At 56.7% G+C, this 16,796-nt stretch carries 19 protein-coding genes and 1 pseudogene; 8 read left to right on the top strand and 12 right to left on the bottom strand.

Annotation, left to right across the window (positions count from 1 at the left end; genetic code table 11):
• Positions 1 to 181: 181 nt before the first annotated feature.
• The 3 genes from VFE46_17105 to VFE46_17115 form a co-directional block, all read right to left on the bottom strand.
• Positions 182 to 799, bottom strand: coding sequence for a PEP-CTERM sorting domain-containing protein (locus VFE46_17105; protein ID HZZ29718.1), 618 nt, complete (start codon positions 797 to 799; stop codon positions 182 to 184).
• A gap of 200 nt (positions 800 to 999) precedes the next feature.
• Positions 1,000 to 1,218 carry a hypothetical protein gene (locus VFE46_17110; GenBank protein HZZ29719.1) on the bottom strand — a complete coding sequence of 73 codons (219 nt, stop codon included), beginning with the start codon at positions 1,216 to 1,218 and terminating at the stop codon, positions 1,000 to 1,002.
• Positions 1,215 to 1,307 (bottom strand): prepilin-type N-terminal cleavage/methylation domain-containing protein, encoded by a 93-nt coding sequence (locus tag VFE46_17115; GenBank protein ID HZZ29720.1) that lies wholly within the window; start codon positions 1,305 to 1,307, stop codon positions 1,215 to 1,217. Before VFE46_17115 ends, VFE46_17110 begins: the two co-directional genes overlap by 4 nt.
• A 717-nt stretch (positions 1,308 to 2,024) precedes the next feature.
• Here VFE46_17115 and argB point away from each other — a divergent pair.
• The 5 genes from argB to rph all read left to right on the top strand — a co-directional run bounded on the left by argB (position 2,025) and on the right by rph (position 6,507).
• Entirely contained in the window at positions 2,025 to 2,921 is an 897-nt protein-coding gene (gene argB / locus VFE46_17120) for an acetylglutamate kinase (protein ID HZZ29721.1), read from the top strand.
• Between the two features lie 162 nt (positions 2,922 to 3,083).
• Entirely contained in the window at positions 3,084 to 4,289 is a 1,206-nt protein-coding gene (locus VFE46_17125) for an aspartate aminotransferase family protein (GenBank protein HZZ29722.1), read from the top strand.
• Positions 4,290 to 4,345: 56 nt separating this feature from the next.
• The gene (argF, locus tag VFE46_17130; protein ID HZZ29723.1) at positions 4,346 to 5,263 is read left to right on the top strand and encodes an ornithine carbamoyltransferase; all 918 of its coding nucleotides are present in this window, start codon (positions 4,346 to 4,348) and stop codon (positions 5,261 to 5,263) included.
• Between the two features lie 85 nt (positions 5,264 to 5,348).
• Positions 5,349 to 5,726: a four helix bundle protein gene (locus VFE46_17135; protein ID HZZ29724.1), complete on the top strand. Its 378-nt coding sequence runs from the start codon at positions 5,349 to 5,351 to the stop codon at positions 5,724 to 5,726.
• Between the two features lie 37 nt (positions 5,727 to 5,763).
• Positions 5,764 to 6,507: a ribonuclease PH gene (rph, locus tag VFE46_17140; GenBank protein ID HZZ29725.1), complete on the top strand. Its 744-nt coding sequence runs from the start codon at positions 5,764 to 5,766 to the stop codon at positions 6,505 to 6,507.
• Positions 6,508 to 6,610: 103 nt separating this feature from the next.
• Here the strand turns inward: rph and VFE46_17145 are convergent, their stop codons facing one another.
• The 6 genes and pseudogenes from VFE46_17145 to ffh form a co-directional block, all read right to left on the bottom strand.
• Positions 6,611 to 7,039: a YraN family protein gene (locus VFE46_17145; GenBank protein ID HZZ29726.1), complete on the bottom strand. Its 429-nt coding sequence runs from the start codon at positions 7,037 to 7,039 to the stop codon at positions 6,611 to 6,613.
• A 288-nt stretch (positions 7,040 to 7,327) separates the two neighbouring features.
• Positions 7,328 to 7,672, bottom strand: a pseudogene (rplS, locus tag VFE46_17150) (50S ribosomal protein L19).
• A gap of 162 nt (positions 7,673 to 7,834) precedes the next feature.
• Positions 7,835 to 8,692, bottom strand: a complete 858-nt coding sequence (gene trmD / locus VFE46_17155) for a tRNA (guanosine(37)-N1)-methyltransferase TrmD (GenBank protein HZZ29727.1) — start codon at positions 8,690 to 8,692, stop codon at positions 7,835 to 7,837.
• 45 nt (positions 8,693 to 8,737) lie between these two features.
• Positions 8,738 to 8,992 carry a hypothetical protein gene (locus VFE46_17160; GenBank protein ID HZZ29728.1) on the bottom strand — a complete coding sequence of 85 codons (255 nt, stop codon included), beginning with the start codon at positions 8,990 to 8,992 and terminating at the stop codon, positions 8,738 to 8,740.
• A gap of 173 nt (positions 8,993 to 9,165) precedes the next feature.
• Complete coding sequence (rpsP, locus tag VFE46_17165) at positions 9,166 to 9,576, bottom strand: 30S ribosomal protein S16 (protein ID HZZ29729.1); 411 nt, start codon at positions 9,574 to 9,576, stop codon at positions 9,166 to 9,168.
• Positions 9,577 to 9,753: 177 nt separating this feature from the next.
• The gene (gene ffh / locus VFE46_17170; GenBank protein HZZ29730.1) at positions 9,754 to 11,223 is read right to left on the bottom strand and encodes a signal recognition particle protein; all 1,470 of its coding nucleotides are present in this window, start codon (positions 11,221 to 11,223) and stop codon (positions 9,754 to 9,756) included.
• Positions 11,224 to 11,584: 361 nt separating this feature from the next.
• Here ffh and VFE46_17175 point away from each other — a divergent pair, with 361 nt between their 5' ends.
• On the top strand, positions 11,585 to 11,980 hold the full coding sequence (locus VFE46_17175; protein ID HZZ29731.1) for a secondary thiamine-phosphate synthase enzyme YjbQ: 396 nt from the start codon (positions 11,585 to 11,587) through the stop codon (positions 11,978 to 11,980).
• 168 nt (positions 11,981 to 12,148) lie between these two features.
• Complete coding sequence (locus VFE46_17180; GenBank protein ID HZZ29732.1) at positions 12,149 to 12,397, top strand: hypothetical protein; 249 nt, start codon at positions 12,149 to 12,151, stop codon at positions 12,395 to 12,397.
• Positions 12,398 to 12,439: 42 nt separating this feature from the next.
• Here VFE46_17180 and VFE46_17185 read toward each other — a convergent pair whose 3' ends face one another.
• Positions 12,440 to 14,395: a thioredoxin-like domain-containing protein gene (locus VFE46_17185; protein HZZ29733.1), complete on the bottom strand. Its 1,956-nt coding sequence runs from the start codon at positions 14,393 to 14,395 to the stop codon at positions 12,440 to 12,442.
• A gap of 555 nt (positions 14,396 to 14,950) precedes the next feature.
• On the opposite strand from VFE46_17185, the gene VFE46_17190 reads away from it, so the two are divergent.
• A complete protein-coding gene (locus VFE46_17190; GenBank protein ID HZZ29734.1) occupies positions 14,951 to 16,027 on the top strand; it encodes a DUF1573 domain-containing protein in 1,077 nt (358 codons plus the stop codon).
• A gap of 49 nt (positions 16,028 to 16,076) precedes the next feature.
• Here VFE46_17190 and VFE46_17195 read toward each other — a convergent pair whose 3' ends face one another.
• Both VFE46_17195 and VFE46_17200 read right to left on the bottom strand, forming a co-directional pair.
• Positions 16,077 to 16,283, bottom strand: coding sequence for a FeoB-associated Cys-rich membrane protein (locus VFE46_17195; GenBank protein ID HZZ29735.1), 207 nt, complete (start codon positions 16,281 to 16,283; stop codon positions 16,077 to 16,079).
• 131 nt (positions 16,284 to 16,414) lie between these two features.
• Positions 16,415 to 16,796: ferrous iron transport protein B (locus VFE46_17200; protein HZZ29736.1), on the bottom strand; the 382-nt coding region annotated here is incomplete at its 5' end.

Consider the following 16,796-nt stretch of genomic DNA (forward strand, 5'->3'; position numbering starts at 1 on the left):
TGCAGCCGGCCCATTTGGCTGGTGCTAGCTGACCAAAACCGCGATGAATCGCTGGCCAGCAATTTGTGTTGCCATAATTTTCGCGCCGTGCTTGGCGAGAGTGCAAAAAAAACGGGCGTCTCCTTTTCGAAGACGCCCGTCCTTGGTGTTCGGCAAACCGACTGCACTGATGTGTTTTTGATTATGCTACTGCTGCGCGCCGTCGGCGCCAAATCATCAAGCCCAACACTCCCCCAATTCCCCCCAACACAATACTGGCCGGCTCAGGCACGGTGGTAATCGATATGTTCGGGAAAACATTGAATACGCCCGTGGGGTCAAGGCCAGCAGTTGATGCGCCTTGGCTGGAATAAATATACGATTCGGTGATTGGATAAAAACCGAAATAGTGATCGTTGCCCTGCAGAACGGTTGGCGAATCAGGACTCGTAAATGTGAATGCATTGCTCGTTTGACCAGGCGTAAGCGGATCGGTGCCTACCGTTTGATCGTAAAATTCAATGCTATAGCCGCCGTAAAAAGGATTCTGTTCGACGTAGTCGGTCCAACCGGTCGGCTTACCGGTGACGTTGGGCACTGATGGCAAAAAGTCGTCCCCTGGAATCCAAGCGAACCAAAATGTTTCAATGTTCCCCTGGCCGGCTGTGCCCGTGTTTTTCAAATTGATGGTGTAATTCCAATTGGCCCCATTCTGCGCGGCGGTGATGCTGGCGGAGCCAGAAACCTGCGCCCACGCCGGCGCGGCGGACATCAACATGAGTGCCAGCCCACAGCAAAAAATCTTCGGCTTGTTGTTCATTAACATTGCCTCTCCCAACAAATGAAAGCAACCTTGGAAATAAAGCTTTCGGAACGCTGTTCCTTCGCTTAAACGGCGCATATACATCATTTGTTATGTTGTACTTGCCTAATTCGCCCACGTCAAGCAGATTTTCGCCCGTAATTGCGAGTGGCTTTTTTGGGCAGAAATGGGCCTAAATATCGGCTCGGCATGGCGGATTAAGGCCCCTGTTGGGCATTAATCAGCCGAGTCAGTAGAGCGCTGGCGTCATCCCAATGGCCTTGGCGGGCGGCGGCCACAATCGATTCCAAGGCTTCATTTTCCTCGTTGGAGACCTGCCCTTGCTGACGATGCTCGGCCAGGTGCTTGGCGGCGGCCTCTAGCCAATCGGTTTTTTTCGCGCCGATCGCGGTTTTCAACTCGCCGACCAATTTCACGTTCGCTTTGGAAATTGCCGGCTCATCGCAATCACAACCAACAATTCCACCAGCGTAAAACCACGCCGCGCAGCGACAGGCGCATTCATAGGTATTCTCCTTTATAAAGCCGCGACCGCCGGTCGCGCAGCGTAGCAGGACCGGACATCCAATTCAGAAATAAGAATTAGCCGCGATGGTTCCCAACGCGCATCAGCACCAAGCAACAAAACCGCCCTCAAGCGATTGGCGGAGCGCGCGGCTGAGAAGAAGAGAACAGCGCCGGGCAATGGACAGATGCAATTCGTCCCGGCAACAGAATTTCGCACACCGCCAGTCCGATACCCGACGGTGCGGAAGCGATAAAATGCTGCCCCATCGATTGATGCTGGCAAATGGGGCAGTGATCGCAATCGTGCTGATGCCTGGCAGGAGATTCGACGGTTCGTGATCCTGCCGCCTGGTTCACCTGCCCGTTTAGCGCCGACTGGACTGCGATGACTTGCGCAGGCTGCCTTCCCTGATCGCAATCAATCATCCAAAAATTCGTGCAACCCTTGCCCGGCCAGCGCAATGACGCCGTAGCAAGCCAGCAACACTCGGGCGGTTTGACGGTAAAACATCTGACGATTGAAGGCGAAGGTCGCGAAAGAAATGCCGCCGCCAGCAAACGGCCGGCTTTTGCAATCCCGTTGCAATAAGAATACCCACCGGCTCTTGAACAATCAATGTGTCTAGACCCCGGTGAGGATCGTTGACAGGCCCCCTTGGCAAACGGTTAAATAACATGTTTCCCCGCATATTATTGCCGCCTACTGCTTACTGCTATGGTCGAACAGCAACATCAACACGCCATCGAAAAAGCCGACGTGCTGATCGAAGCTCTGGGCTGGATTCGACGCTTCCGCGACAAGGTCACGGTCATCAAGCTGGGCGGCAGCGTCATGGAAGACCAGAATGCGCTGCGGCATTTGCTGGTGGACATTGTGTTCATGGAAAGCGTCGGTATGCGGCCGGTGGTGGTGCACGGCGGCGGGGCGGCCATCAGCCGCGCCATGGATGCCGCCGGGTTGAAGCCGAAATTCATCCAGGGCCGCCGATACACCGACGATGCTACGCTGAAAATTGTCGAAGAAGTGCTGGCCTACCAAACCTGCGAGCAAATTGCCCACTCGATTGAAGAATTCGGCGGCCGGGCGATGCCGCTCAATTTTCGCACCACGAACGTTTTGTTTGGCGAGCGCATCACACTGAAGGACGACGCCGGCCATGACATCGATTTAGGCCACGTCGGCACGGTCACTCGGGCAGATCGCACGACCATCGAAAACCTGTGCTACGCCGGACAAGTTCCCGTAATTCCCTCGATGTGCTTAGGCCCCGGCGGCGAAAAACTGAACGTGAATGCCGACACCGCCGCCACCGCCATCGCCACGGCCTTAGGCGCGGAGAAGTTAATTTTTTTGAGCGACGTAAATGGTGTGCGCCGCAAAAAGGACGATCCCGGCACGCTCATTCATTCGCTCACCGCCGAGCAAGCCCGGGAAATGATCCGCGAGGGAGCCATCGAAAGCGGCATGATTCCGAAAGTCGAGGGCTGCCTGGCAATCCTGGATAAAGGCGTCCGTAAAATTCACATCATCGACGGCCAACTCCGCCACTCGCTACTGTTGGAAATTTACACCAACAAAGGTGTCGGCACCGAAATGATCCGCGACGAGTGACAGACGGAAGTAGTAGGCAGCAAGCTGTAGGCGGTGGACGGAAGGCGGCGTGCAAAGTGCAAAATAATCGAACGAAACTCGGTGCATGCGAACTTCAATTGAAATTAAATGTCATGATCTTTTCCTAGCCCCAAACCCTTAACTTCTAGCCCCTAACTCGCCATGACCGCCACCGCCACACAAACTTCGGCCGAAACGATTGAGCAGTTCCAAAAATACGTGGTGCCCAATTACGTCCGGTATCCGGTGTCGCTGGTGCGTGGCGAGGGATCGTATGTGTGGGATGCGGAGGGAAATCGCTATTTGGATTTCTTTCCCGGCTGGGGATGCAATTTGCTGGGGCATTGCCCGCCGGCGGTGGTCGAGGCGGTGCAAGACCAGGTGGCCACGCTCATTCACGTTCCCAACACCTGGCACACGCCGTGGCAAGGACAATGGGCGCAGGCCCTTTCGGAGCGCAGCTTTGGCGGGCAGGCATTTTTCTGCAACTCCGGCACCGAAGCCAACGAAGCCGCCATTAAATTGGCTCGCCTCCACACGCCGAAGGAGCGCTACAAAATTATCACCTTCACCGGCGGCTTCCATGGCCGCACCTTGGGCGCCACCGCCGCCACCGCCCAGCCGAAATATCACGAAGGCTTGGGCCCGCTGATGGCCGGCTTTGTGTATGCTCCCTTCGGCGATTTGAATGCCGTGAAAAATTTGATCGATCACGAAACCGCCGCCATTTTAGTCGAGCCGGTGCAAGGTGAAGGAGGCATTAACATTCCGCCAGCCGATTTTCTTCCCGGCCTGCGCGAATTGTGCGACGAAAACCAGTTGCTCCTGATGTTCGACGAAGTGCAAACCGGCTGTGGCCGCACCGGAGCGTGGTTTGCCTATCAACATTTTGGCGTTACGCCCGATGTCATGACGCTGGCCAAAGCAGTCTGCGGCGGCATTGCCGGCGGCGCACTTTTGACCAAACCGGAAATTGCTCCCAGCCTGCGTCCGGGAATGCATGCCGCCACCTTCGGTGGCAACCCTATCGCCGCCCGAGCCGGAGTGGCGTACATCGAAGCCGTCGAAAACGAGAACTTGCTGGAGCACGCCCAGCAAATCAGCAAAATTTTCCAGTCGCGGCTGGAGCAATTGCAGCACGAGTGCAATTTGATTCGCCAGGTGCGAATTCTGGGCCTGATGATCGGCGTGGAGCTTACCGTCGACGGCGCTCCAATTGTCAAAGGCTGTCTCGACAAACGCCTTCTCGTCAATTGCACCCATGGCACTGTGCTGCGGTTGCTGCCGGCCTTGAATATGAGCGAAGAACAAGTTCACGAAGGCTGCGATATTTTAGCCGCCGTGGTTAAACAGCATTCAAAGAGTTAACCGACCAAGCCGCCAGTGCGCTGCGAACAAGGCGGGCAAACAATCGATTACATCCCATGCGACATTTACTTTGCGTCACTGATTTGACCACCGCCGAAATCGAGCGCATCTTTGCGATCACGGCCGATTTGAAATCGAAGTACAGCCAGGGCATCCGCGAAGCCATTTTGCCGGGCCGCGTGATTGGCATGCTGTTCGAAAAGCCCTCGCTCCGCACCCGGGTAAGCTTTGAAGCCGGCATGGTGCAACTCGGCGGCGGCAGCTTGTTTTTGGGCCAAGACGTGGGGTTCGGTTCGCGCGAGAGCATGGCCGATTTTTCCCGCGTCCTCAGCCAGTACGTCGACGGCGTAGTTATTCGCTCCAAGCGGCACGAGACCGTGGCCGAAGTCGCCCAGCACAGCACCTGCCCGGTGATTAACGGCTTGACCGATTACGCGCATCCTTGCCAAGCGCTGGCCGATTTATACACGCTGCGCGAACTGGTCGGCAAATTGAACGGCCTCACGCTGGCCTACGTGGGCGATGCCAACAACGTAGCCCGCAGTTTGGTGGAAGGTTGCGGCCGGCTGGGAATGAAAATTATCGTGGCCACGCCGAAGGAGTATCACTTCAGTGCGGACGATGTAGCCCGGTTCCAGCGCGAAATTCCACAACTCGATTTGACGCTGACCAATGATCCGGTCGCCGCGGTGAAAAGCGCTGTGGCCGTGTACACCGACGTGTGGGCCAGCATGGGGCAAGAAACCGAAAGCGCCAAACGCCGCAAAGCTTTTGCCGCATACCAAGTGAATGCCGCACTAATGAAGCAGGCCCCGGCCGAGGCATACTTCATGCACTGCTTGCCAGCCCACCGCGGCGAAGAAGTGACCGACGAAGTCATCGACAGCTCCCACAGTGTTGTCGTGCAGCAAGCCAGCAATCGCCTGCACGTGCAGAAGGGAATTTTAGCGTGGCTGCTCACGGCCAGAGGTTAGAGAAGAGGGGGTAGAGAGTAGAGGATAGAGATAAACAAATGAATTCGATCTCTTCTAAATTTTTTCTGGCGAAGAAGTGGCTGGGATGAAAGTCGATAATTACCGAGACTTGATTGTTTGGCAACGCAGTGTGGACGTTGCCCATGCGATTCGTCAATCAACTCTGGCATTTCCTAAACATGAAACTTTTGGATTAGCATCACAAATTCAACGCGCGGCTGTTTCCATCCCTGCCAACATTGCCGAAGGACATGAACGCGAATCAACGAAGGAGTACCTCTATCATCTTTCTGTTGCACAAGGATCTCGCGCAGAATTGGAAACTCATTTAACGCTGGCCGAAATGTCAGGATACTTGGAAGCAACAGAAGTCGACCAATTTCTCAAGCGACTCGACGAAATTGGGAAGATGATTCGGGCAATACAAAAGTCTCTCAAGAAAAAAATCTCGCTAATTCCATAACCCCCTACTCTCTACTCCCTACTCTCTATTCTCTTCCATGCGGCATGACGGACGAAAAAAGGATGAGCTCCGCCCGGTGAAAATCACGCGCCGGTTCACGCGCACGGCGCCGGGCAGCGTGTTGTTTCAGGCCGGCGGCACCACCGTGTTGTGTACCGCATCGGTCGATTCTAAAGTGCCCGAGTGGATGGCGGGCAAAGGCCGCGGCTGGCTCACCGCCGAGTACAACATGCTCCCCGGCAGCACCAGTCCGCGAAAAAAACGGGAGCGCGACGGCAAAACCGACGGCCGCACCACGGAAATTCAACGGCTGATTGGTCGCAGTTTACGGGCCATCATCGATTTAGATGCCATTGGCGAGCGGACCGTGGCCATCGATTGCGATGTGCTGGAAGCCGATGGCGGTACGCGCACCGCCAGCATCACCGGCGCGTATATTGCGCTGGTCGACGCGCTGGCAACACTGTCGGAGCCGGGCTGTCCTCAGCCTGGTGGATTTCCGGCAGGCACATCGCCTGTGCGAAAAATTCTCTCCGCCAGCGTGGCCGCCGTCAGCGTGGGCATGGTCGAAGGCCAACCGATGTTGGATCTGGATTACTCCGAAGATGTCGATGCCGCTGTCGACATGAACGTCGTCATGACCGGCGATGGCCGCTTCATTGAAGTGCAAGGCACCGGCGAAGAAGCCACCTTTAGCGAGGACGAATTGCAAGCCTTGCTGCGGCTGGCCAAAAGCGGTATTGAACAACTGACGATATTGCAAAGCGCGGCATTGCGATAAAATCAAAACTTGTAAGAGGTGACTGCCGTAGCCGCGTCTCTCCGAGACGCGGAAGCGAGTTTCGGAGAAACTCGCCTACGTGAAGACAATTGCAATTACCCCCTCAGCTATACATTCCCTGCACGCCGGTCGCTTCGAACGCGTTTTGGAAATGCTCGATCGTGGGCCGTTTGGCTTGGTGCGGCCACGTGACCGCCACCACGTCAAAGCGCGCGGGATATTCCAGCAATCCATGCCGTTTCAGGTAAAACAGTGCCGCCCGAGTGAGCCGCCACTGTTTGCGCGAATCGACCGCTTCCTGTGGCAGGCCGAAGTGTGCCGTGCGCCGGGTTTTCACTTCCACAAACACCACTGTGCGGTTCTCGACAGCCACCAAATCTAGCTCGCCGCCGCGCAGCCGCAGGCCCCGGGCGACAATTTTGTAGCCTTGGCGTTTGAGATGCTTTTCCACCGCCCGTTCGCCCAAATAACCCAGCGGTTTCGGCTGCCAGAATTTTACCCAGCGCGACCGAATTGTCGCCGGCCAGCTCATGGCGAAACCTCAAGCCTGGAGATTAACCACATAGACGCGGAGGCACAGAAAGGAATAGATTCGATAAGGAAAGCAAGAAGGCAGGAATGAGCCAACAAGTTCATTGACTTGCATTTGCTTTATTCTTGAATCCTTGGTTTCCTTATTAAAACTGCCCTATCGGCGTCTCCGCGATTCACTAGAAACTTAAACCGCAGCCGGTTCGCGCTTGGTTCCTTCCTTTTCCTTCCGCTTGGGCTCGGTGCCTGCCGATTCCTCGCCGGGAACCAGCACTTCGCCTTTCTCGCCGCGGCGCTGGCGGAGCCGAACGGCTTTGCCCACCCGATCGCGCAGGAAGTACAATTTCGCCCGGCGCACCACGCCGCTGCGCTTGACTTCAATTTTGGCAATCTTCGGCGAGTGCAGCGGAAACTTCCGCTCCACGCCTTCTCCTTGCACAATGCGGCGGACCGTGAACATTTCGCGGCTGCCGGAGCCGCTGCGGGCAATCACCACGCCGTTGAAAACTTGGACCCGCTCTTTTTCGCCTTCCAAAATCCGGGTATGCACGTCGATGGTGTCGCCAATGGCGAATTTAGCAACATCAGCCTTGAGGCTGCTTTTTTCAACGAGTTCAAGTATTTGCTGGCTCATATTCAGTTGCAGTCGATTTGATGTGTGGGGTCACCCGAGCGATAATCCGTGCCGTAAAGGGCGAACTAGTAGTGTAACTGGTTTTTCGGCGATCCCCAAGGGGGACTGCGACGAGATTGATGCGCGGCCGCACGATCGCAGTAAACGGTTGGCAGCCAATAACTAAGACGGTGAGTTTTTCGATTCCCGCAACTTTTCCGGCGCCGAATGCGGTGTTCCGTCGAGTAAATCTCGCCGCCGCCGGCCGGTAATTTGTAAAGCTTGCTCGGCCCGCCACCGGGCGATGGCTTCGTGATCGCCGCTGATCAACACTTCCGGTACGGTTAGGCCGCGATATTCCCGAGGCCGTGTAAAATGGCCCCCCTCTAATAATCGCAGATTGCCCGGAGTCGAACCTTCCGTGACGCCCGGGGTGGCTGAGGTCGAGCGAAGCAAGCCCCCAGCGGAAGTTGCTTGAACAGAAGGCGACTGCACCGAAAACGAATCACACCGGGCGCTATCTTCATCTCCCAGCACTCCCGGCACCAGGCGAATGACCGTGTCGATCAGCACCATGGCCGGCACTTCGCCGCCGCCGAGAATGTAATCGCCAATGGAAATTTCATCGGGCTGCAAAATCTGCCGCACCCGATCGTCGAACCCTTCGTACCGCCCGCACAAGAGCAGCAGCCGCTGGTGATCGGCCAGTTCTTCCACCACGGCTTGCGTTAATTTTCGTCCCGTCGGCGTGAGCATGATGAGATGCCCGGGCTCGGCTGCGTTTCCGGCCGAAGCTGAACCATTCGGCGGCATCTTTTGAACCGCTTCGACCGATTCCACCACCGGCTCTACTTTCAGCAGCATTCCTGGGCCGCCGCCGTAGGGCCGATCGTCCACCACTTTGTGCTTTCCCTGGGCCCAATCACGAATGTTGTGCAAATTCACCTGCACCAGCCCGCGCTCAATGGCCAGCTTGAGCAAGCTCTGGCTGAGATAACCGGAAAAGATTTCCGGAAACAGCGTGAGAACATCGAATCGCATGGCGGATGCCGATTGCAGAATACTAGCTGAAGAATGGAGATTGAGTTATGTATTCGGCGTTGATCCAGAATCGCCTATATCTTTGTGAACGTGCTGCCAGTCGATATATTGCTTGAATATAGGCCATTGCAGCATTCGGCTTCGCAAAGCGTTGCATTCAGCAACTAGCCATCCCATTGCAGCAGCTGCAATTGCGATGATTGCGGGGTGGAATCTGTAAATCACGCCAAAAACAACGATAATACAAAACACAAGTCCCAAAAACCACAAAAGATGGACTCGTGATTTTACAGCATTCATCGAATCATTACGTTCGAGTGCGCGCCACCTCAGCAGCAAGCTTCGGGTGTTTTGGTCCATGCACGCTTACCCCCTGCGGCAAGAACTGTGGATGCTTATTTGAAGATTTGACCGTCCCAAGCACTCAATTTGCAATCTGCATTAAATAATCAGTATTCTGCAATTGCCGCAACTTACTCCGCCGCCGGCGCCGTCGCTTCCACGCCGCCGGATGATTCCCCAGCGGGCGCGCTTTCGGCTGGAGCTTCTTCGGCTTTCTTTGGCTTGGCGATTTCGGCCGGAGGACCGGCATCGGGCACGGTCTTGGGGGCTTTGTATTGGGCGACAGCGGCTTCCTGTTCCTTCAAGTGCGTGCCGGCTGGGCCGTATTTTTTAATGAGAATGCTGACCCGATCCGACGGCGTAGCGCCCACGCCCAGCCAATACTGCACCCGATCGTGCTTGAGCGTGCAACGGGCATCGGTCAGCGGAATCATCGGATCGTAACTGCCGATTTCCTCAATTACCCGGCCATCGCGCGGGGCGCGGGAATCGGTAGCACAAATGCGAAAATAGGAGCGATGCTTTCGCCCCAAGCGTTTCATGCGAAGTTTAACTGCCACAGGAATCTCCGTTTTGGTGAAACAAGTTTGCGTTTAGCCGGAGGGCCACGCCCTCCGGAGGAATTGTTAATAATGGAACGTCTGTACTTTGTGCTCCGGAGGCTATGAGCCTCCGGCTAAATTGTTGCCTTGGCACGCTCTTTCGTTTCGACAAGCTTTTTAATTGCGTGCGTCTCGTTTCTTTTTTCGCAGCTCTTTTTCGCGCTGCTTTTTCATTTTGCGTTTTTCGTCGGCGCTCAGGCGTTTGCCCGTGCCCACTTTGCCCCGCGACAAGCGGTTGCCCGGGTCGAGAAATCCTCCTTGCTGCAACTGTTGCATTTTACGCATTCTGTCGCGCATGCCCAGCCCCGACATCTCTTTCATCAGCGAGGCCATGCCGTCAAATTGCTTGACCAGCTCGTTCACTTCGTGCGGTTCTACACCGCTGCCAGTGGCAATTCGGCGGCGGCGGCTTTGATCGATAACGCCCGGATTGCGGCGTTCGTCGGCCGTCATGGAGTCGATCATGCCGTTTAAGCGGTGAATTTCGGCTTCGTCGAATTGGCCCATCAAATCGTTGAGCGCCCCCATGCCGGGCATCATGCCGATCATTTTTTTCATCAAGCCCGGCCGTGCAAGCTGGCTCATTTGGGCGCGAAAATCATCGAGCGTGAATTCGCCTTGCCGCATCCGCTCTTCGGTTTCGGCCATTTTCTCCTGGTCGAATTCGCGCTGTGCGGTTTCGACCAGCGACAGCACATCGCCCATGCCCAAAATGCGGCTGGCCATGCGGTCGGGATGAAATTCCTCCAGGTTGTCCAAATGCTCGCCGGTGCCAATGAACTTGATGGGCACGCCGGTGACTTGCTTGACCGACAACGCCGCTCCGCCGCGCGCGTCGCCGTCGAGCTTGGTCATCACCAGGCCATCCAGCTCCAGCGCTTCGTTGAAGGCTTTAGCGCTGTTGACCGCATCCTGGCCGGTCATGCCGTCGACCACCAGCAGCACGGTATCGGGCTCCACGCGCTTGTCGATGCGCTTGAGCTGCTCCATCAACTCTTCGTCAATGTGAAGCCGGCCGGCGGTATCGAGAATGACGACCGCAATGCCTTCCTCTGTGGCTTTGCGAACGGCGTTGTGACACACGACCACCGGATCGGGCGCGCCGCGCTCGCTGTATACGGCCAACCCCAGTTGCTCCCCAATGACGTGCAATTGATCGATGGCCGCGGGGCGCTGCAAGTCGGCGGCCACCAACATCACTTTGCGGCCGCGCTGCTGAATCAGCCGGCCCAGCTTGCCGCAGGTGGTGGTTTTGCCGGAACCTTGCAGGCCACACAGCATCAGGATGTTGGTTCCCTCGTGCATGTGCAGCGAGTGATCGACCGGGCCCATCAGGTTGATCAGCTCGCGATGCACAATGCTGACGAGTTGCTCGGTGGGGCGGAGCGATTGCAGCACCTTCTCCCCCACCGCATCGGCACTGACGCGGTTCATGAACTCCTGGGCGACGTCGTAATTGACGTCGGCCTCCAAAAGCGCCGTGCGAACCAGCTCCAGCCCATCGCGCATGTTCGCTTCGCTCAGCTTGGCTTTTCCACGCAAGCTGCGCATCGCTTCGGACAGGCCGTTTTGAATGGATTCGAACATGGGATTGCGAGAAACTTAACGCTGCGAAAAAATAAGAGCCGAAAATACTGCCGCCGCCGCTATCCGGAGACAGAACCTCGCATTTTACCGCATGTTAAGCCCGTTTGGCAATTGGATTTTGCCGCAAGGTCGTGATGCACTTTGCTTCCGCAGGGTGGCTGGGGTCGAACGAAGTGAGTCCCCAGTAGCAGAAATTCCGGGGGCTCGGCGGCACTCGACCCCGGCCACCCAAACTGTTTCCATCAAATTGGCCCACTACCTGATTTGCCCACGGATTAGACTTTGGCGGCCTCCTCTGCTACCGTTTTTATGCCGCCTTTGCAAAAGCGATTCCGAGAAAACACTCACGAAAGAATTGTGGATGGAAGTGCCCCAGCGGCGGGCCATTGTTTCCATTCACGACGAAGTGGCGCGGCTGGTGGCCGAGAGCGGCGTGCACGAAGGATTAGCACTGATTAACGCCATGCACATTACGGCGTCGGTGTTTATCAACGATAACGAAACCGGCCTGCACCATGATTACGAAGCGTGGCTGGAGCGGCTGGCGCCGTTTGACGCTTCGGCGGCGAAATATCGGCACAACGCCACCGGGGAAGACAATGCCGATGCCCATCTCAAACGCCAGGTAATGGGACGCGAAGTGGTCGTGGCGATCACTGCGGGCAAGCTGCACCTGGGGCCGTGGGAACACATTTTCTACTACGAATTCGATGGCCGTCGCCGCAAACGGGTGCTAGTGAAAATCATCGGCGAGTAATTGGAGCCAGCTCCGCCGGCGTTGGTCACACAGCGAACGAGTTGGCAGTTCGGCGAGCAAAAATTGCCGCCAGCCTGCTATTCTTGAACCCCCCCCAGCCCGTGGCACGAAATTCGCAATAACTGAATTCACACGCAGGCAACCACACACACTCTACGGGGACCAGTCATGAACGGGACCACACCTTCTCAGCACGGCCATCACCAAGTTTCGGCCGCGATTTTTGTCGGTTCGTTAATCATTGGGGCGGCCATGATTTTAGCGGCCGAGCTTACCAAGCCGCCGCGGTATGAATATCACGCCGCACCGGCGAATACCGCGAATGTCGTCTTCGACCGCGATAGTGGCCGAGCGGCCGAATTGACCATGGGGGGCGAAAACCCGTTCGAGAAAAATAACCGCGCCGAATCGAAGTAACAGAGACGAAGTGATAACACCATTCCGCTGCTTCACTTCGCTTCACTTCACGGGCACAGCGACCATTGGCGCAGGAGGCGTTAACGGCAGCGCTGGCGGAGCGTAGGGAGGCGTCAGTCCGGCAATCGACAAAGTGGTTACGGACAAAGCGCCGCCGCCGTTCTTCGCCAAATCGATCACGCGAATCAATTGGTTGTCAGTGTCGGCAACGTACAATTTGCCTCCGGCGTAGCTCAAACCGGCGGGCTGAGAAAACGACGCCCCGGCAGCTCCTTTGGGGCTGTCGGACGAGGAATCGCCGTGCCCCACTTGTCCGCCACCGGCCAGCGATTTGCACTCGCCGGTTTTCAAATCGATTTGCTTGATTTTGTTGTTGTACGTGTCGGCCACATAAATACGCCCTTCGTGGCAAGCCACGTCGAGGCAATGCTGCAGCCGGGCGGTGCCGTTGGGTCCGTCGACATCGCCAAAGGTGAACAACCGGCCGGCTACGATTTCGGCCGTGCCAACCAGCGTGGCAACTTCCTTGGTCGGATCGAACGGAACCGCGCGGACGCTGCTGCCTTCGCTGTCGGCCACAATCAGCCACGCGCCGTTGGAGGTAAGTCCGCTGGGCTGCGCAAACGAGGCGCCGCTGCCATAGGGCCGCGCCGGCAATAGCGGCCCGTCGACAATATCTTCCCGACCGTTGCCGGCGTAGGGGCCAATTTCCGATTCATCCAGCGGCATTTTCCAAATTTGATGTGCCCCGGCCATGGCAATGTACAAATCTTTCTCGTGAATCCACAGCGCCCAGGGACTGTTGAGCGCCGTCTTCAGCGGCGGGCCGACAAACCGTTCCGGAAGCCTACCGGTTTCCTGATCCACCCCTGGCCAGCCGAATTTTGTTTCCTCGCCGGTGCCGGCAATGGTTGTGACGCGCTTGGTTTTCAAATCGACTTTGCGGAGCAAATGGTTTTCGGTGTCGGCCACGTACAGCCGGTCGTCGAGCAGCGTCATGCCTTGCGGATGATGAAATTGCGCGGTGCGAAAATCACCGTCGAGCTTGCCAATATCGCCGCTGCCGATGGTTTGCAGCAATTTACCGCTCAATGAAGCCACCACAATGCGATTGTGATTGCTGTCAGCAATGAACAGCCGCTGGCCATGCTCGTCTGCCAGAATTTTTCCTGGATATAACAGCGGCGTATTAGCCGCTTTGTCTTTTTCCAGCGCGAAATGCACGGGCCGTTCGTCCAGCACGCCTTGCTGGCGATAATACGGCAGCAATTTTTTCATGAAGGCGTCTAGCGTGGCAAAATCGATTTCGCCTCCTTGCTCGGCCACTAAATTTCCTTGCGGGTCAATCATCCGCAAGCTGGGCCAACTGTCGGTATGATAGGCGTTCCAAATTTTATAATCGGCGTCGTTGACTACCGGATGCTCGATGTCGTTTCGCAGAATCGCCTGGCGAATATTTTCCAAATCGTGCTCGGCGTCGAACTTGCCCGAATGCACGCCCACCACGACCACGTTATTCGGATACGCTCGTTCCAACTTTTTCAACTCGGGCAAAACGTGCATGCAATTGATGCAGCAGTAGGTCCAGAAATCCAACAGCACAAACTTGCCGTGCAAACTGTTGAGATTGACCGGCGTGGCGGTGTTCAGCCATTGCACGCCTCCGTCCAGCGGCGGCGCCGCCGCTGCATTGGGAAACGGATTTTCCAGCGTTACCGCCGGCAGTTCAGGCTGCCCGGGCGCCGCAGGCTGGCCCGCAGCCGCGGCAGAAGCCGGCGTGGCGGCAGAGGCCGGTGCAGCAGGCTGGGCCGGTTTGCCCACTCCGGCGGGAAGGGCTGGCCGGCCGGGCTGCGCGGGAACAGCCGGCGCTTGCGCCAGTTGCAACTCGGCGGCTTCGCTAATGCTGATGGTCGAACGGCTGCATCCGCACAGCGTCATCAACCCTCCGCAAGCCACAACACCCATCCACACCCATCGCGAACCGCATTTTGTTTTCATAGCGGTAACCTGTACGGCTTATAACGCCTGGTCCCAAGCGGCGACAACTTAAAATCATATCCCATTCGGCCCACCGAGGCGCGAGCCATCTGTGTTTGGTCGTCGCCTAATTTGGCCGCTCAGCGATGTAGCGACGGCTGTCCTCAGCCGTTTTTGTTCGAGAAAACCGCCGGCGTCTAAGGACAGACGCCGCTACATTTCTTCAAATTAGGCAACGACCCTGTGTTTCTACGCAGGAAGCGAAAAGTTTGCCGATTTGCTATCGTCGGGCGAGATGTCTTAAACCGCTAAAACTTTGACGACGCGGCACTTAACGATCCAGAATGGTTTTTGATTTGGCTGGGTTTGATCCGAATTTATCGGAATAGTTCGTGTTCTTATCTGCGTTAGGCGTCGCCGGCCGTATTTGGATGCAACTTTTTGTTTAGACAGTAGTTACGAATAATAGACTGGCGTAAATTGTGCACCTGCAGGCTGCGGGACCGGCCATAATCCGGCTCGATTTTTGCCTCAAAATTCGCCACATTGAGACGGCTAACCTGGGAGATACCGTTCGTGCCACGAAAAGTTGTGTTCTTGCTGCTGTTACTGGCCTGGGCTCCCGCTGCGCACGCCGAAGATTGGGCGCGCAAAATGTTCACCGAAACGAACCATGACTTTGGCACGGTCGCCCGGGGAAGCAAGGCGGAATACCGCTTCAAGTTCACGAATCCCTACGTCGAGCCGGCGCATATTGCCGCTGTCCGCAGCAGTTGCGGCTGCACATCTGCCGAAGCCACCAAAGCCGACCTGAAAAGCTGGGAAACCGGCGAGGTAGTTGCCACGCTGAACACCAATTCGTTTTTGGGCATCCACTCGGCCACCATCACAGTCACCTTCGACAAGCCGTACTTTGCCGAAATGCAATTGCAGGTCACCGGCAACATTCTCAGCGACGTCGTACTGCAACCCGGCGGCGTCGATTTGGGCACCATCGACGTGGGCCAAGGCGTCGAGAAAAAAATCATCCTCACCCGCACCAACGCTCCCAGCAATTGGTCCATTTCCGACGTGCAAAGCGCGAACACCAATTTCGAAGTGGAAGTGAACGAAATGCGACGGCTGCCTACGACGGTCATTTACGAACTCGTCGTGCGGCTTAAGCCCACCAGCCCGCCAGGCTACATCAACGACCAGTTGTTTTTGGTGACCAACGATGTGGAAGCCTCGAAAATTCCCGTCGACGTGGTAGGCCGCGTGGCAGCTGAAGTAAGCGTCAGCCCCTCGGCGCTGATGTTGGGCTCGCTCACGCCCGGACAAACCGTGACCAAAAACGTGGTGGTTCGCGGCAAGCGGCCGTTCAAAGTGCTCGATGTTGCCGGCGGCGACGACATTACGTGCAAGCTGCCCGAAGATGCCCGGGAAGTGCAAATTATTCCGCTGACCTTCACCGCTCCGCAACAGCCCGGCACCATTAAGCGGCAGATCAAAATCAAGACCGACCTGGGCGATAACGCCGTGCCGGAAATTACCTGCCAGGCCACGGTGGTGGGCGCGATGGCGCCGCCAGCCGCGGCCCCGGTTTCCAGCACGAACTTGAACACCGTCACGCGCGAAATTGGGCCGAACATGTTGCGATTGCGCAGCAATTGACGTGCGGGGAAATGTGGCAGCGAAACGGCGGCTGTTTGTGGCCGCTTTCTTAGCTGTGCGAATTCGGCCGGCTCGATCGCAACGCATCAATCGTTACCAGCGGCTTGGCATCGGGTATGTTTTTACTGTTCGATGCGCAACTGCCGCAGCCGCTGGCGCACCCGGCAGATTTCTTCGCGGCAAAATAGCGCCACCCCCGTCGTAGCAAATATCCGACTGCCGCCGCGACAATGAATAGCGCAATGATGTTTTGCATGTTCTTGTTTTACCCCATCACCTGCTCACCGGCACTCGCTCCGCTACCGCGTCGCGGCTAAACTCATCACCGCGAATCATTCCGCATTCCCCATTCCCCATTCCCCATTCGAAATTCACCCGCTCATCTGCTCATCCTGCCAACCACGTGCCAATTTGATATGTCGCCAGCGCGCCCAGGTACGCCAGCACCGTCATGTAGGTAAACGTGAACACCGGCCAGCGCCAACTGTTGGTTTCGCGCTTGATAATCACCAGCGTGGCCGCACACTGCGCACATAGCGCGAAAAATACCATTAAGCCCAAGGCCATGGGCACGGTGAACACCGGACGCACGCTGCTATCCCAAGTGGCGTTTCGCAGTTGGGTTTGCAATTGCGTTTGTCCTTCCGATTGCTCCAGGTCGACGTTTCCTAAATTGTAAATGACGCCCAACGTCCCCAGCACCACTTCGCGCGCCGGGAAGGAAGCAATGGCCGCACAGCCGACGCGCCAATCCCAACCCAGCGGCCGC

Source organism: Pirellulales bacterium, assembly GCA_035656635.1.
Lineage (GTDB): Bacteria > Planctomycetota > Planctomycetia > Pirellulales > JADZDJ01 > DATJYL01.